The 14128-nt window shown below is 59.1% G+C and carries 18 protein-coding genes; 8 read left to right on the top strand and 10 right to left on the bottom strand.

Features of this window, described 5'->3' with window-relative positions:
• The coding region (locus ACM62R_RS15230; RefSeq protein ID WP_415184898.1) for a hypothetical protein at positions 1 to 193 on the top strand (193 nt) is incomplete at its 5' end.
• A 121-nt stretch (positions 194 to 314) separates the two neighbouring features.
• Here ACM62R_RS15230 and parC read toward each other — a convergent pair.
• Complete coding sequence (gene parC, locus ACM62R_RS15225) at positions 315 to 2546, bottom strand: DNA topoisomerase IV subunit A (protein WP_415184897.1); 2232 nt, start codon at positions 2544 to 2546, stop codon at positions 315 to 317.
• Entirely contained in the window at positions 2543 to 2665 is a 123-nt protein-coding gene (locus ACM62R_RS15220; protein WP_415184896.1) for a hypothetical protein, read from the bottom strand. Before ACM62R_RS15220 ends, parC begins: the two co-directional genes overlap by 4 nt.
• 15 nt (positions 2666 to 2680) lie before the next feature.
• On the opposite strand from ACM62R_RS15220, the gene ACM62R_RS15215 reads away from it, so the two are divergent.
• The 6 genes from ACM62R_RS15215 to ACM62R_RS15190 all read left to right on the top strand — a co-directional run bounded on the left by ACM62R_RS15215 (position 2681) and on the right by ACM62R_RS15190 (position 6750).
• Positions 2681 to 3181 carry an SH3 domain-containing protein gene (locus ACM62R_RS15215; protein WP_415184895.1) on the top strand — a complete coding sequence of 167 codons (501 nt, stop codon included), beginning with the start codon at positions 2681 to 2683 and terminating at the stop codon, positions 3179 to 3181.
• 71 nt (positions 3182 to 3252) lie between these two features.
• Positions 3253 to 4080: an SDR family NAD(P)-dependent oxidoreductase gene (locus ACM62R_RS15210; RefSeq protein ID WP_415184894.1), complete on the top strand. Its 828-nt coding sequence runs from the start codon at positions 3253 to 3255 to the stop codon at positions 4078 to 4080.
• Between the two features lie 56 nt (positions 4081 to 4136).
• Positions 4137 to 4340 (top strand): twin transmembrane helix small protein, encoded by a 204-nt coding sequence (locus ACM62R_RS15205; protein ID WP_415184893.1) that lies wholly within the window; start codon positions 4137 to 4139, stop codon positions 4338 to 4340.
• Between the two features lie 2 nt (positions 4341 to 4342).
• The gene (locus tag ACM62R_RS15200; RefSeq protein ID WP_415184892.1) at positions 4343 to 4915 is read left to right on the top strand and encodes a cob(I)yrinic acid a,c-diamide adenosyltransferase; all 573 of its coding nucleotides are present in this window, start codon (positions 4343 to 4345) and stop codon (positions 4913 to 4915) included.
• Positions 4916 to 5062: 147 nt separating this feature from the next.
• On the top strand, positions 5063 to 5824 hold the full coding sequence (locus tag ACM62R_RS15195; protein WP_415184891.1) for an electron transfer flavoprotein subunit beta/FixA family protein: 762 nt from the start codon (positions 5063 to 5065) through the stop codon (positions 5822 to 5824).
• Positions 5824 to 6750: an electron transfer flavoprotein subunit alpha/FixB family protein gene (locus tag ACM62R_RS15190; RefSeq protein WP_415184890.1), complete on the top strand. Its 927-nt coding sequence runs from the start codon at positions 5824 to 5826 to the stop codon at positions 6748 to 6750. The genes ACM62R_RS15195 and ACM62R_RS15190 overlap by 1 nt, the downstream gene beginning before the upstream one ends.
• 113 nt (positions 6751 to 6863) lie before the next feature.
• Here ACM62R_RS15190 and ACM62R_RS15185 read toward each other — a convergent pair whose 3' ends face one another.
• Positions 6864 to 7688: a DUF6473 family protein gene (locus ACM62R_RS15185; protein WP_415184889.1), complete on the bottom strand. Its 825-nt coding sequence runs from the start codon at positions 7686 to 7688 to the stop codon at positions 6864 to 6866.
• A gap of 150 nt (positions 7689 to 7838) precedes the next feature.
• Between ACM62R_RS15185 and ACM62R_RS15180 the strand changes: the two genes are divergently transcribed.
• Positions 7839 to 8714 carry a 3-hydroxybutyryl-CoA dehydrogenase gene (locus ACM62R_RS15180; protein ID WP_415184888.1) on the top strand — a complete coding sequence of 292 codons (876 nt, stop codon included), beginning with the start codon at positions 7839 to 7841 and terminating at the stop codon, positions 8712 to 8714.
• Between the two features lie 74 nt (positions 8715 to 8788).
• Here ACM62R_RS15180 and ACM62R_RS15175 read toward each other — a convergent pair whose 3' ends face one another.
• From ACM62R_RS15175 to ACM62R_RS15145, 7 genes are read right to left on the bottom strand one after another with little or no spacing between them, the layout of a single operon-like run.
• Positions 8789 to 9619 carry a lysophospholipid acyltransferase family protein gene (locus ACM62R_RS15175; protein WP_415184887.1) on the bottom strand — a complete coding sequence of 277 codons (831 nt, stop codon included), beginning with the start codon at positions 9617 to 9619 and terminating at the stop codon, positions 8789 to 8791.
• Positions 9620 to 9678: 59 nt separating this feature from the next.
• On the bottom strand, positions 9679 to 9951 hold the full coding sequence (locus ACM62R_RS15170; protein WP_415184886.1) for an HPr family phosphocarrier protein: 273 nt from the start codon (positions 9949 to 9951) through the stop codon (positions 9679 to 9681).
• Positions 9948 to 10349 (bottom strand): PTS sugar transporter subunit IIA, encoded by a 402-nt coding sequence (locus ACM62R_RS15165; protein ID WP_415184885.1) that lies wholly within the window; start codon positions 10347 to 10349, stop codon positions 9948 to 9950. Before ACM62R_RS15165 ends, ACM62R_RS15170 begins: the two co-directional genes overlap by 4 nt.
• Positions 10346 to 11254, bottom strand: a complete 909-nt coding sequence (rapZ, locus tag ACM62R_RS15160) for an RNase adapter RapZ (RefSeq protein ID WP_415184899.1) — start codon at positions 11252 to 11254, stop codon at positions 10346 to 10348. Before rapZ ends, ACM62R_RS15165 begins: the two co-directional genes overlap by 4 nt.
• Before the next feature lie 23 nt (positions 11255 to 11277).
• On the bottom strand, positions 11278 to 11697 hold the full coding sequence (locus ACM62R_RS15155; protein WP_415184884.1) for an HPr kinase/phosphorylase: 420 nt from the start codon (positions 11695 to 11697) through the stop codon (positions 11278 to 11280).
• Between the two features lie 15 nt (positions 11698 to 11712).
• A complete protein-coding gene (locus ACM62R_RS15150; protein WP_415184883.1) occupies positions 11713 to 13440 on the bottom strand; it encodes a sensor histidine kinase in 1728 nt (575 codons plus the stop codon).
• Positions 13440 to 14126: a response regulator gene (locus ACM62R_RS15145; RefSeq protein WP_415184882.1), complete on the bottom strand. Its 687-nt coding sequence runs from the start codon at positions 14124 to 14126 to the stop codon at positions 13440 to 13442. Before ACM62R_RS15145 ends, ACM62R_RS15150 begins: the two co-directional genes overlap by 1 nt.
• Between the last annotated feature and the right edge of the window lie 2 nt (positions 14127 to 14128).

The following is a 14128-nucleotide window of genomic DNA, read 5'->3' as shown; positions in this document are numbered from 1 at the left end:
CAATCGTGCCAATGTTGACGTGCGGTTTATTCCGTTCAAACTTTGCCTTTGCCATATCACGGGCGCCTCTGCTTGGGGGGCCGGGAAAGGCCCGATGGAATCTTCGGGCGTTTCCTATTGCTTTGGCCGCGCGAAATCAAGCCTGCTCCGTATTGTCAGGGGGTTGGAGCGGCGCGCATCTGCGCCAGGCTGATACCATGCCGCAGCCCACCTCCAGCCTTGCCGCAGTTCCGGGACGCAAACCTGTGCGCGGGCTGATTCTGGCCCTGGCCCCACCGGCGGCATCTGGTTGACCGTCAGCCCCGCGGCCCTGTTCAGGTGAACCGGTTGTCGCGCGGAAAGCCGCGCGGCGCCATCCGCCCGGCACTCGCACGTTTGGCCAACCATTCGTCCAGATTGGTTTCGCACCGCGTCCGACCGGCAGGGTCTTTCCACGATAGCCCATCCGCCAACACAAAGGTCATCGCGTCGATCAACCCGCCGTCCTTGTATTTTTGCAACCGAACGCCCTTGCCCCGCGCCATTTCAGGCAGCTCATCCAGCGCAAAGACCAAGAGTTTGCGGTTTTCGCCGACCACGGCCACATGGTCGCCCTGCACCCGGCGGCACACTGCCACACGGGAACCGTCGCGCAGGTTCAAGACCTGCTTGCCGGCACGGGTCTGCGCCAGCAGTTCTTCGGATGGAACCACAAACCCATCGCCATCAGTCGACGCGACAAGGAATTTCTCGCCCGCGCGGAAAATTACCAGCCCCGTCACATCGGCCTCATTGGGCAGATCGACCATCAGACGCACCGGCTCGCCCATACCGCGCCCGCCGGGCAGGTTGGCCCCCAAAAGCGTGTAGAACCGCCCGTTCGACCCAACCAGTAAAATCCGATCCGTCGTTTCGGCATGAAGCGCGAACCGCGCGGCATCGCCATCCTTGAACTTGACCTCGGCATCGAGGGGCTGATGCCCCTTCATCGCGCGCACCCAACCCATTTTCGACAAGATCACGGTGATCGGTTCGCGGTCGATCATCGCCTCGATCGGTACTTCCTCAACCACCCCCGCCTCGGCAAAGCCGGTCCGACGGGCGCCATTCGGGGCGTCCTTGCCAAAGGTCTTGCGCACGTCTTTCAACTGACTCGCAATCCGCTTCCACTGCATCGCCGGGTCGGCCAGCAACTCTACCAGATCGGCGCGCTCAAGCGTCAGCGCATCACGTTCGCGCTTCAACTCCATTTCCTCAAGCTTGCGCAGCGACCGCAATCGCATGTTCAAAATCGCCTCGGCCTGCACCTCGGAAAGCTCAAACTCGACCATCATCATCGCTTTGGGGTCGTCGCCATAGCGGATGATTTCAATCACGCGGTCAAGATTCAGGAAGGCAATGATATAGCCTTCCAGCACCTCAAGGCGGATGTCGATCTTGTCCATCCGGTGCTGGCTGCGCCGGACCAGCACATCACGGCGATGGTCCAGAAAGGCGCGCAACACCTCTTTCAGGCTGCATACTTTGGGCACGCGGCCATCAATCAGCACGTTCATGTTCAGGCTGAAGCGGATCTCGAGGTCAGAGTTGCGAAACAGCATCCCCATCAGCATGTCCGGCGCGACCGTACGGGCCCGCGGCTCCAGCACGATCCGCACATCTTCGGCGCTTTCGTCGCGCACATCGGCCAGCGCGGGCACCTTCTTGGTCTGAATCACCTCAGCCAGCCGTTCGATCAGCTTCGATTTCTGCACCTGATAGGGGATCTCGGTGACAACAATCTGCCATTGGCCGCGGCCCAGATCCTCAACCGACCAGCGGGCGCGCAACCGGAAACTGCCGCGACCGGTGCGGTAGGCCTCAAGGATGTTCTCCTTCGGCTCGACCAAAACACCACCGGTTGGAAAATCAGGGCCTGGCACCAACGCAACCAGCGCATCATTGCCAACCTCGGGGTCCTTGATCATCGCAAGGCAAGCGCCGATCAACTCATCCAGATTATGTGGCGGAATATTGGTGGCCATGCCCACGGCAATCCCGCTGGAGCCGTTCGCCAAAAGGTTCGGAAAGGCGGCGGGCAGCACGACAGGCTCTTCCAGAGTGCCATCATAGTTCGGGCGAAAATCAACCGCGTTTTCCGCCAGACCTTCCATCAACGCCTCGGCGGCGGCGGTCAGACGGGCCTCCGTGTAGCGGCTGGCGGCGGGGTTGTCACCGTCGATATTGCCAAAATTGCCCTGCCCATCCACCAGCGGATAGCGCACCGCAAAATCCTGCGCCAGGCGCGCCATCGCGTCATAGATCGCGGCATCACCATGCGGGTGATAGTTGCCCATCACATCGCCCGAAATCTTGGCCGATTTGCGGAAACCGCCGGTGGGCGACAGCTTCAGTTCGCGCATCGCATACATGATCCGCCGATGCACCGGCTTTAGCCCATCACGCGCATCCGGCAGCGCCCGGTGCATGATCGTGGACAGCGCATAGGTCAGGTATCGCTCACCGATCGCGCGGCTTAGCGGTTCAGGAACGGTGGTGCCTTCGGGGGGATCAATCGGTTCGCTCATGCCCCGGTGATGTAAAGCGCAGGCGCGCCCCGGTCCAGCACGAAAAACCGCACCAGCCCTTCGGGCGCAGACGGCAGACGACGCAAAGCCAGAACCGTGCTAAGATTCCAAAGTGACAAGTCCAGGGGTAAGCCATGATCAGATTGACCTTTTACCTGATGCTGACGTTATTTCTGACGATGTTGATTGCCGGGCGCGACGGGCCTGATACCGTCAAAACTGCGGCCACACTCACGACAGAAGCCGCGCTTGAAACGGCCGTCCCGGCGTCCATAGTCACCCGCACCGACAGCACCCCTCTTGCGCTCGCCATCCCCGTCAGCGCCAGTCCGCCCGAGGCTGTCACGCCCACCACGGCATCACTGCGGATGCCCGGCCCCCCCCTGCGCCCGTCACCCGAATTGGTCCTAGCCTCGCAAACGCAACCCGCCCCACAGGTCTGGCGGGTCAACACCAACCGGCTGAATGTCCGCGCTGGCCCGTCAACCGGCCACAGCGTCGTAGACCGCCTCACCCGCGGCGATGAAGCGCTGGTCATATCCGACCCCACTGCCGAATGGGTGCAGATCCGGATCGAGGGCGACGGTGTCGACGGCTGGGTCGCGCGCAGACTATTGACCCCTGCCGACAACTGACTTCTCATTCTTTCTGGCCCAAACTCCCTACGGGGCCATATCCCGATCCGGGCACCAAAACAGGCAGACACATGACCAAGACCATCCTGATCACCGGCTGCTCATCGGGCATTGGCCATGATGCCGCACACGGGCTGAAGGCAGCCGGATGGCGCGTGTTCGCCACCTGTCGCAACCCACAAGATTGCGAACGCCTTCAGGCCGAAGGGCTGGAGAGCTTTCCGTTGGACGTAGCCTCGCCCGATAGCATACGCGCCGGTGTTGCCCAAACACTGGCGCGTAGCGGTGGCACGCTGGACGCGCTTTACAACAATGCCGCCTTCGCCTGCCCCGGCGCGGTCGAAGACCTTCCCGCCGCCGCATTGCGCGAGATTTTTGAGACAAACCTGTTTGGACTACACGATCTGACCACGCAGATCATTCCGGTAATGCGGGCACAGGGGTATGGGCATATCATTCAATGTTCCTCGGTGCTTGGGTTGGTCGGCATCCGCTGGCGCGGTGCCTATGTCGCCACTAAATTCGCGCTTGAAGGGCTGACCGACGTGATGCGCCGAGAGCTGTCCGATACCCAGATCAAGGTGGTGCTGATCGAACCGGGGCCGGTCACCTCAAAAATCCGCGAGAACTCGATTCCGCATTTTGAGCGCTGGGTTGATTGGCAAAACAGCCCGCGGGCTGAACAATACCGCGCGACCCTTCTCAAACGGCTTTACATCTCTAACGGGCCCGACCGGTGGGAACTTCCCGCCAGCGCGGTGACCGCCAAAATCCTTATCGCCCTATCCACCCCGAATCCACGCCCGCGGTATTATGTGACGACGCCGACCTACCTGATGGGGCTGGCGCGCAGGCTGTTGCCCTACCGGCTGATGGACTGGTTGGCGGTGAAAGCCTGATTTTTCATTCGCTTTTGGCACCGCACCCGTTAAGTCTGGGGCGAACAGGGGGGAACATGCGTAACGATCCGCTTTTTTACATTGTCGCGGCGGCCACGCTGGCGGTTTTGGTCATTCTGATGATCGGGATCGGTGGATTTGCCCGTGGAGGCGACTTTAACCGAAAACACGCCAACCGCATCATGCGGCTGCGGATCATCGCACAGGCGGTGGCTATCGCGCTGATATTGTTGTTTGTCTGGCTGCGAAAAGGAAACTGACCATGGTTGTCTTGAACCGTATTTACACGAAAACCGGCGACGCGGGTGAAACTGCACTGTCAAATGGCACACGGGTTGCCAAACACTCGATGCGGGTCACCGCCTATGGCACCGTAGATGAAACCAACGCGACCCTGGGCCTTGCCCGATTGCACGCAACAGGCGAAATCAATGCGCAAATGGCACGGATTCAGAACGACCTGTTTGATCTGGGCGCCGATCTGGCCCGCCCCGATATGGAGCGCGACACCGAAGCCGGCTACCCGGTGCTGCGCATGAGCGAAGCACAAGTAACCCGCCTGGAAACCGAGATCGACACGATGATCACCCGGCTTGAACCGCTGCGCAGCTTCATCCTGCCCGGTGGAAGCCCGCTGTCGGCACATTTGCACCTGTGTCGCACTGTCGCACGCCGCGCCGAACGCTGCGCGGTCGAGCTTGCCACGATGGAATCGGTCAATGATGCCGCCGTGAAATATCTCAACCGGCTGTCAGACTGGTTTTTTGTCGCCGCCAGAATCGCCAACGATGACGGCACAAACGACGTGCTTTGGGTACCTGGCGCCAACCGTTAGCGTATGACAACAGACAAATTTGGCCTGCGCTTGCCGCAAGGGGCAAATTTGCTCTGTCCTTGCCCGAGATGACGGGCTACCAAATTGCCGATAACATGAAGGCCCCCCGGCAACGGGTGGGCCGCGATCATAAGGAGACGCTCGCCGATGAAGGTTCTTGTGCCCGTCAAGCGCGTGATCGACTATAACGTGAAGGTTCGCGTGAAAGCGGACGGAAGCGGTGTCGACCTCGCCAACGTCAAAATGTCGATGAATCCGTTCGATGAGATTGCCGTGGAAGAGGCGATCCGTCTGAAGGAAAAGGGGGCGGTTTCCGAAATCGTCGTTGTCTCTATCGGCGTCAAGCAGGCGCAGGAAACGCTGCGTACCGCGCTGGCGATGGGGGCGGACCGCGCGATCTTGATTCAGGCCGCAGACGATGTGCACAATGACATCGAACCCCTTGCCGTGGCAAAGCTGCTGAAAGCTGTGGTTGATGCCGAAGCGCCGGGCCTTGTTATCGCGGGCAAGCAGGCGATCGACAATGACATGAATGCAACCGGTCAGATGCTGGCCGCGCTGCTGGGCTGGTCGCAGGCCACCTTTGCCTCGGAAGTGGCGATCGAGGGCGATGCGGTCAAGGTCACCCGCGAAGTCGACGGCGGCTTGCAGACGATCAGCGTAAAGCTGCCCGCGATCATCACCGCCGATCTGCGCTTGAATGAGCCGCGCTACGCGTCGCTGCCCAACATCATGAAAGCAAAGAAAAAGCCGCTGGAGGAAAAGACCGCAGCCGATTACAGCGTCGACGTGTCGCCGCGGCTGACGGTGGTCAAGACCGCTGAACCCGCGGGCCGCAAAGCCGGGGTCAAGGTTGGCTCGGTCGATGAGCTGATCACCAAACTCAAAGACGAAGCGGGGGTGCTGTGATGGCTGTTCTTCTTCTTGCCGAGGTGCAGGGTAACGATCTGGCGATGGACGCAACCGCCAAGGCGCTGTCCGCAGTCAAGACATTGGGGCCGGTGACCATTCTGGTCGCCGGGTCTGGCGTGGCCGAGGCCGGCGCGGCGGCGGCAACGCTGAAAGGTGCCGCCAAAGTGCTGGTTGCGGATGACGCGGCCTATGCGCATGGCCTGGCCGAGCCGCTGGCCGATCTTCTGGTCAGTCTCTCAGAGGGTTTCACCCATATCGTCGCGCCCTCGACCGCGTTGGCAAAAAACGTGCTGCCACGAGTTGCGGCCCTATTGGATGTGATGGTGCTGTCGGACATTATCGGCGTAGTTGACGCCGACACGTTCGAGCGGCCGATCTATGCCGGCAACGCGATCCAGACAGTGAAATCCACCGACAAGATCAAGGTCGCCACGATCCGCACCGCCACGTTTGAAGCGGCGAGCGCCGACGGCTCCGCCCCGGTCGAGGCCGCGGCCAGCGCCGGCGACAAGGGTCTGAGCGTTTGGGTCGAAGACAAGGTTGCCTCGTCGGACCGGCCAGAACTGACCTCAGCGAAGATCGTCGTATCGGGCGGGCGCGGCGTTGGCTCGGAAGCCGATTTCGCAATCATCGCCGCCCTTGCCGACAAACTGGGCGGTGCCATCGGGGCCTCGCGCGCGGCGGTGGACAGCGGTTATGCCCCCAATGACTGGCAGGTAGGGCAAACTGGCAAGGTCGTGGCGCCGGATCTTTACATCGCCTGTGGTATTTCGGGCGCAATCCAGCATCTTGCCGGTATGAAAGACAGCAAGATCATCGTCGCGATCAACAAGGACGAAGAGGCGCCGATCTTCCAGATTGCCGATTACGGTCTGGTCGCAGATCTGTTCCAAGCCGTGCCAGAACTGACCTCAAAGCTATGAGGTCGTGGGGGCGCTGCCCCCACACCCCCGGAGTATTTGGGCCAAAAAAAAACCGGTGGCGTAAAACACTTCTTGTGCAACGCTTAAAACCCCGCCGATTGGCGGGGTTTCGTTTATAAGATCAGGCGCGACAGGACCGGTGCGAGCGCCTCGGACACCTCTTGGTGGACCAGGGGACCAGGCATCTCTGACGCGGCGGGCGCGTCCAACTCTCCATGATACATACCTTTTGTGCCCGCGAGACGCGCGGCAAATGACGGCTCGACCCGCACCAATTCAGCTGCAAGTGGGCTGACTGCCGCAACCATTTCAGGGCTGACCATAACCGGGTCTGCGCCCAGCCCATCGCGGGCTGCCGTTGCGCGATACTCTCCAAGCCATAGCAAAACTACTTTGCCCTCCATGCCCCTTAAAAGAAGTTCCATTCGTGCGATCCATGCATTTCGCATTTCTTGCGCGAGAAGTTGGAACCGTTCAGGTGCGCGTTGGCGTAGCGCCGACAGCATATGGCGCGTAAAATTGAATTCGGTGAAATCCACCTCACGAAAGACGGTCTGCATCAGATTCGAAGCGCGCAGGAAGCGATCATTGCGGCGCGGATGAACTGCATAATAGCGATTCGACATATTCTGCGCGCCCATGAGCTGTATCACAGTAACCTTGGCGGCGGCTGATGCAGTGGCTACCTCTGGTTCATTGATAAAGACATCGATTCCGGCATTAAGGTAGCCAAAGTTGATCACGGGCATTCCCAACCTCGCCTCCAGCAGCTTTGGCCATGGATCGACCACAAATTTACCGTAGGTCTCCGTTCCCCCGATCGCGGCACAGTAGGGCTGCGACAGGCGGCGTCGTGGCCCCCGGAACAACAGTTTCGATTTGCCATAGCGACATGGAAAGTAATCCAGCGCGCCACTGCCCTGAGTTTCGAAAGCCATCACCCTACCCCAATACTCGATTTACCCACAGCCAATCTGACCTCGAACTCTTGCCAAAGAGCTAAAGTGAAAATGCAATCTATCGCTTATGTCTTGCGCCCTGACGGACCCCGCGCTTATGGTCTGCATCGAACAAGGATGAGGTCGAATATGAGCATTCAGTCTGTGGGCATTGTTGGCGCGGGTCAGATGGGTAACGGCATAGCGCATGTGTTTGCGTTGGCAGGCTATGATGTTCTGCTCAATGACATCAGCCAAGAAGGGTTGGACAAGGCTATCGCGCTGATTGACAATAATATCGAACGGCAGGTGTCGCGCGGCAAAATCACCGCAAAAGCCAAGGCCGATGCGATGGGACGTATCAAGACCACGCTCAAATTGGCTGATTTAGGGCAAACTGACCTCGTGATCGAAGCGGCTACCGAACGCGAAATGGTCAAGCAGGCGATTTTCGAAGATCTTATGCCACACCTCAAACCGACCACGATTCTGACCTCCAACACCTCATCCATTTCAATCACGCGGCTTGCATCGCGCACGGATAGACCTGAAAAATTCATGGGGTTCCATTTCATGAACCCGGTTCCGGTGATGCAACTGGTTGAGTTGATCCGCGGGATTGCTACGGACGAACCCACCTACAATGCACTGGCCGAGGTTGTCAGGCGGCTGGGCAAGACTGCCGCTTCGGCTGAGGATTTTCCTGCGTTCATCGTCAACCGCATCCTGATGCCGATGATCAACGAAGCCGTCTACACGCTTTACGAGGGCGTCGGAAACGTCAAATCCATAGATGAGTCATTGAAGCTTGGCGCCAACCATCCGATGGGGCCGTTGGAACTGGCTGATTTCATTGGCTTGGATACCTGTCTTGCGATCATGAATGTGCTGCATGAGGGGCTGGCAGATACCAAATATCGCCCCTGCCCGTTGCTGACAAAATACGTCGAGGCGGGCTGGTTGGGCCGCAAGACCGGGCGCGGGTTTTATGATTACCGTGGCGAAACCCCGATGCCAACACGCTAGGCCTTTGGTGCAGGTATTCCCCACGAAGCGTTCTGTGCTGACGTCAGACGCCCCCCGTGGGGATATTTAACGGATCACCCCTCTAACGAGAGGGTGTGGGCACGCAGCCACGCCAGAAGGTCACGCGGGGTTTTAGCATATTGGGCAAGCATCTTGTTGCCGATCGGCATGCCGATCACCGGATCTTGCGGCTTGTTCAGCGCGGATTTGATTTCATATAACAACAGCCCCTGACGCAGGGTTGCAGACAGCTTATTGGCGATCTGATAGGCGCGCGTGTTGTGACCGCGAAAGCGGATCGGCAGCACTGTGGCGCCGGATCGGGTCAACATCTTTGCCGTGAAGGGATTCCAGTCCGCCTCGACTGCGGGGCCAAAAAAGGTCTTTGAGCTTGCAACTTTTCCCGCCGGAAACAGCACGATCACGCCGCCTTTGTTTAACTGATCCATACAGGCGTTACGCATCGCCAAACCTTCGGCGCGGGCGTTTTCCTCATGCGGGAAGGGGACCGGAATCAGGAACTGCGCAATCTCGGGGATACCGGTCAAAAGGCTTCGGGTCAGTATTTTGTAGTCGGTGCGGACCCGGCCGATCAATTCGGCCATGACCATGCCATCAACCAGCCCGTGGGGGTGATTTGCGACGACCACGAGCGGCCCTTTTGCGGGTATCCGCGCAACCTGTTCCGGTGGGGTCATGACATCAATCCCCATGATCGCAAGCGCCTGGGGCCAGAAAGATTGCCCGGTCGGCGCCCCCTGCCGTTCAAATTTACGAATCAGACTCAGCAGCTTTGGCTTGGCGGTTGCCCACTCGATTGTGCGAATCGTATTGGCTTTCCATGGATTCTGGAAAGTTCCGGCATAGGATAGGCGCCCGATATCATAGGGTTTGGTCTGGGGCATAGGTGCGCTGGCTGGGTTGTTTGTTCCGTCCGCCATCAGGGGCATGCCTTTCGGGGCGTTTAGAAGTCTTCACCAAAACAGTTGGCAATCAACGCTGCCAGTGCTGCAGACAGTTTTTCTGCATCGGTACCGCTGGTGGTCACCTCGATAGAGGTTCCCTTTGACGCGGCCAGCATCAGCAGCCCCATGATACTGTCACCCGACACCCGCATACCGTCTTTCTCGACCTCGGCGCAGGCATCATGTGCCTCGACCACCTCGACGAAGCGGGCTGATGCACGGGCGTGTAGACCCTTTTCATTGATAATCTTCAGGGTCTGCGTTCCGCTCATTTTCCCATAGCTCCCGTGGCCGAATAACTGTTAATGTATTTTCGCCCTGCATCCAGCGCCGCATCCACCGCCTGTGCCACACTCAACCGACGCGATTTGGCCAATTTAATCAACAAGGGCAGATTGGCACCATACACAATTTCACGGTCGCACAACGCGCAGGCCAGAAGGCTAAGGTTGGAGGGGGAACCGCCGAACATATCAGTCACCACGACCACTCCGTCGCCCTCATCTACCGCATCGGCAGCGGTGCGGATCTCGGCCTGTTTTTCGCCTCGGTCGTGGTCGTCTTCAATAGTGATCGCGCGGATGCCTTGTTGTGGGCCCACGACATGTTCTACCGCCGCAAGATATTCTCGCGCCAGCCCACCATGTGCAACGATCACGATCCCGATCACGCGCCGCTTCCTGCCTTCACCACTGGCTGGGACTTGCCCCGCCGTTCCAATTCCCGGTGCCGCTTAGACACCTGCCAACCGGCCGCTGCAATCGCATTAGCCATACCTTCCGTAACGGCAACCGATCTGTGCTGCCCACCCGTGCAGCCAAACCCGATCGCCAGATGGCTCTTGCCCTCTTCTACATGCGCAGGCAACAAAAACAGGATCAGATCGCGCACCTTTGAGAAGAATTCTAGAAAGCGTGGGTCTGCGGCGACATATTCCGCCACTTTCGGATCACGCCCATCCAGCGCGCGCAGCGCCGCAACCCAGTGCGGGTTGGCCAGAAATCGGCAGTCGAACATCAGATCCAGCCCGCGCGGCACCCCCCGTTTATAGCTGAAACTATGCAGCGACACCGCCAGCCGCGCCCCGGAATTCGGTGCAAACCAATGCTCCAACTCGGCGCGCAGGTCATGCGGGCTAAGATCGGTCGTCTCGATCAGCACATCAGCGCGCACCCGAATCGGCGCCAGCACGTCTATCTCTTGCGTGATCCCCTCCAACGGTGCATCTGAGGGCGCCAACGGATGCCGGCGCCGCGTTTCGGAATAGCGACGTACCAGCGCATCGGGGCTCGCATCCAGATAAAGCACCTCAAGCCGCAGTTCAGGCGCGCGCGTCAGGCGGTCTATCAATTCAATCAGCCGCGTTGCAGAAAAATCCCGGTTGCGCACGTCGATACCCAGCGCCACCGGATGGCCCAGCGCCGGCCCATCCAGCAACCGCGGCACAAGGCTTAGCGGCAGGTTGTCGATGGCCTCATACCCCAGATCCTCAAGCGCCGATATGGCGGTCGAACGGCCGGCACCCGAAGGTCCCGTTACCAGCACTACCCGCTGTTCTGCGCTGTCCGGCGGTATCTTTCCACCGGTCCGCTCATCGGTCACGTCGCCCTCCCGGCTTTTAGATATTGTATGATTCCAGCTGAAAAATGGGCCCCCCGAACGCGCAGTACAAGAGGAAGGGCGCAATCCAGTGCATGCCATTCCCGACAGGGCGGCAACCGATCCTTTTCGTCATGGTCCAGATCAATGGCCAGCACGAGCCCGGCCTCCGCCACCGGATCTGCGCGTAGCAGCCCAATACCCCGTGCCTCGATCAGCCCGCGGATCGGGGCCGGGGCGCTTGCATACAACACCCCTCGCCTTGCAGTCACAGTCGTCTGGTCATCCGACACCAGCCGCGCGCCCAGCGCCATCAGCTCCAGCGCAAGCGAGGATTTCCCTGCCCCTGACGCCCCAAGGATCAGCACCCCCCGCCCCAGCAGCGCCACTGCACTCGCGTGGACCGTCAGCCCCGTCACAACACCCTCCGCCCCTTACACCGGCAAACCAACAACAAAACGCGCGCCCAAGGGTTCGGAGGTTATATCCGCATCGGTGGGCCGAATATTTTCAGCCCAGATCACACCCCCATGCGCCTCGACAATCTGCTTGGAAATCGCCAGCCCCAAACCGGAATGATCCCCAAATTGCCCCACGGGACGCTCTGAATAGAACCTGGTGAATACTTTGGCCTGTGCCCCTTCGGGTATGCCCGGCCCCGTATCTTCAACCACCACCAACACCCGATTATCACGTTTGCGCACCCAAACGCGGACTGCATCACCATCTTCGCAAAATGAAATCGCATTGGTAATCAGGTTGACAAACACCTGTGCCAAACGCGCCTCCAACCCCTGAATGGTGATCGGTTGCGATGGCAGGTCCGTGATGAAGTCTACCCCCTGCCGCGCCGCCTGTCCGCGCAGATGCTCGGTCAGATTACCCAGCATATGGAGTAGATCAAAGCTTTCTTCCTCTTCCTTCACCAGTTCGGAATCCAATCGTGACGCATTCGAGATGTCGCTGACCAGCCGATCCAGCCGCCGCACGTCATGGTCGATGACCTCCAGCAGCCTCGTGCGGTGATCGTCGCGCTTGACCATATGCAACGACGCCACCGCCGAGCGTAGGCTGGCCAGCGGGTTTTTGATTTCATGCGCGACATCCGCCGCGAACTGTTCGTTCGCGTCGATCCGGTCATAAAGCGCAGCCACCATGCCGCGCATCGCCCCTGACAGGCGGCCAATCTCATCCGGCCGCGCCGTCAGGTCGGGGATACGCACACGCGACGGGCTCATCTTTCGGGCATTCTTGTCGCGTCCCATCTCGGCGGCCGCTGCAAGGTCGCTAAGCGGATTTGCGATGGTCGAAGCCAGAACAAGGCTAAGCCCGATCGAGACGATGACCGCGATCACGAACATCTGCAAAACCTGTTCACGCTCTACCCGGACCAGCAGATCTATTTCACCCGCAACCGATGTCACACCGATTACACCCAACACGGTTTGGCCTTGCCTTATCGGCGTTGCCACGGCGAAAATTGCCTCTCCGCCAACATCGCGGGTCGTAGAGATTTGGGTCATGCCGCCCAGTGCCGCGGCGGCCAGCTCGCTCACCATATCTTGCGTCTGGCCGCTCATCAAACCATTGCCCTTGTCTGAAAAAAGACCTGAAAGGCTTTCCCACATTCGGTTCAGGAAATTGGTGATCAGTGTCGAACGGTTATCGACCCCCAAGCCGGCAACCTGATCGCGCGGGGCACGGGTCGTTCCTTCGGTCGTGCCGATCAGCCTATTGCGCGGGTCAAAAACGTAGATATCCGCACCGAAGGGCAACCGGATCCCCGCAAGGGTCTCTGCTATATCGATTCCGTCACCCGCCGCCAAATTGACCGGCGCACCACGCGGCAACCTCGACTCAAAGATATCCGCTACCAACTGCGCTTCCGTTACCAACCCACTTTCGCGCTGCAACACCAGACTATCGCGAAACGGGTTAAGATACAGCACCCCCGCCACCAGCACGATCATTGCCAACAGATTGAAGGTGATGATCTTTCGTGCAAGCGGCGAGCGATTGAGCGAGATGAAACCTCGCTCGGCGCGCCCCTTTTGCTGATCGCGATCAAGCGTGCCTTCGGACGCGACCCAGTCTTCGCCCAGCACCACATTCGTCTTTTTCACCGGTTTGGATCTTCCCAAGCCTACCCCTGCTGCTGCCATTATTCTTCGTTATATCTATAGCCAATACCATATAGCGTCTCGATGGCGGAAAAGTCGTCGTCCGCTGTCCGCATCTTTTTGCGCAACCGTTTGATATGACTGTCAATTGTTCGATCATCAACATAGACCTGATCATCATAGGCTACATCCATCAACTGATCGCGCGATTTGACAAAACCGGGACGCAGTGCCAAAGCCTGCAAAAGCAGAAATTCGGTTACTGTCAGCGTAACTTCATTTCCACGCCAGCTTACCGAATGGCGTAGCGGATCCATTGTCAGACTGCCACGGACGATAACCTTGGTTTCCTCGGTCACGGCCACCTCATTCGTGGCAATCGCCTCTTGCCGACGCAGCAACGACCGGATCCGTTCGACCAGAAGCCGTTGTGAGAACGGCTTTTTCACATAGTCGTCGGCACCCATCCGCAGGCCAAGAACCTCGTCGATTTCATCATCCTTCGAGGTCAGAAAAATTACTGGCATCGAGGTTTTCTGCCGCAAGCGCTGCAACAGATCCATCCCGTCCATTCGCGGCATCTTGATATCCAGCACCGCCATGTCCGGCATCCGTTTGTTGAATGCCTCCAGCGCGGACTGTCCGTCATTGAATGTTTCAACCTCGAAGCCCTCAGCCTCAAGCGTTATTGAAACGGAGGTCAGAATATTCCTGTCATCATCGACCAGCG

Source organism: Phaeovulum sp., from assembly GCF_047638075.1.
Lineage (GTDB): Bacteria > Pseudomonadota > Alphaproteobacteria > Rhodobacterales > Rhodobacteraceae > UBA6197.
The sequence above is the reverse complement of the archived record's forward strand: the minus strand, read 5'-3'. Positions and strand labels throughout refer to the sequence as shown.

Excerpts from the sequence above, each read along its gene's own strand:
- parC (WP_415184897.1), bottom strand. The coding sequence starts at position 2,546 with ATGAGCGAACCGATTGATCCCCCCGAAGGCACCACCGTTCCTGAACCG.
- ACM62R_RS15215 (WP_415184895.1), top strand. The coding sequence starts at position 2,681 with ATGATCAGATTGACCTTTTACCTGATGCTGACGTTATTTCTGACGATG.
- ACM62R_RS15210 (WP_415184894.1), top strand. The coding sequence starts at position 3,253 with ATGACCAAGACCATCCTGATCACCGGCTGCTCATCGGGCATTGGCCAT.
- ACM62R_RS15205 (WP_415184893.1), top strand. The coding sequence starts at position 4,137 with ATGCGTAACGATCCGCTTTTTTACATTGTCGCGGCGGCCACGCTGGCG.
- ACM62R_RS15200 (WP_415184892.1), top strand. The coding sequence starts at position 4,343 with ATGGTTGTCTTGAACCGTATTTACACGAAAACCGGCGACGCGGGTGAA.
- ACM62R_RS15195 (WP_415184891.1), top strand. The coding sequence starts at position 5,063 with ATGAAGGTTCTTGTGCCCGTCAAGCGCGTGATCGACTATAACGTGAAG.
- ACM62R_RS15190 (WP_415184890.1), top strand. The coding sequence starts at position 5,824 with ATGGCTGTTCTTCTTCTTGCCGAGGTGCAGGGTAACGATCTGGCGATG.
- ACM62R_RS15185 (WP_415184889.1), bottom strand. The coding sequence starts at position 7,688 with ATGGCTTTCGAAACTCAGGGCAGTGGCGCGCTGGATTACTTTCCATGT.
- ACM62R_RS15180 (WP_415184888.1), top strand. The coding sequence starts at position 7,839 with ATGAGCATTCAGTCTGTGGGCATTGTTGGCGCGGGTCAGATGGGTAAC.
- ACM62R_RS15175 (WP_415184887.1), bottom strand. The coding sequence starts at position 9,619 with ATGCCCCAGACCAAACCCTATGATATCGGGCGCCTATCCTATGCCGGA.
- ACM62R_RS15170 (WP_415184886.1), bottom strand. The coding sequence starts at position 9,951 with ATGAGCGGAACGCAGACCCTGAAGATTATCAATGAAAAGGGTCTACAC.
- ACM62R_RS15150 (WP_415184883.1), bottom strand. The coding sequence starts at position 13,440 with ATGGCAGCAGCAGGGGTAGGCTTGGGAAGATCCAAACCGGTGAAAAAG.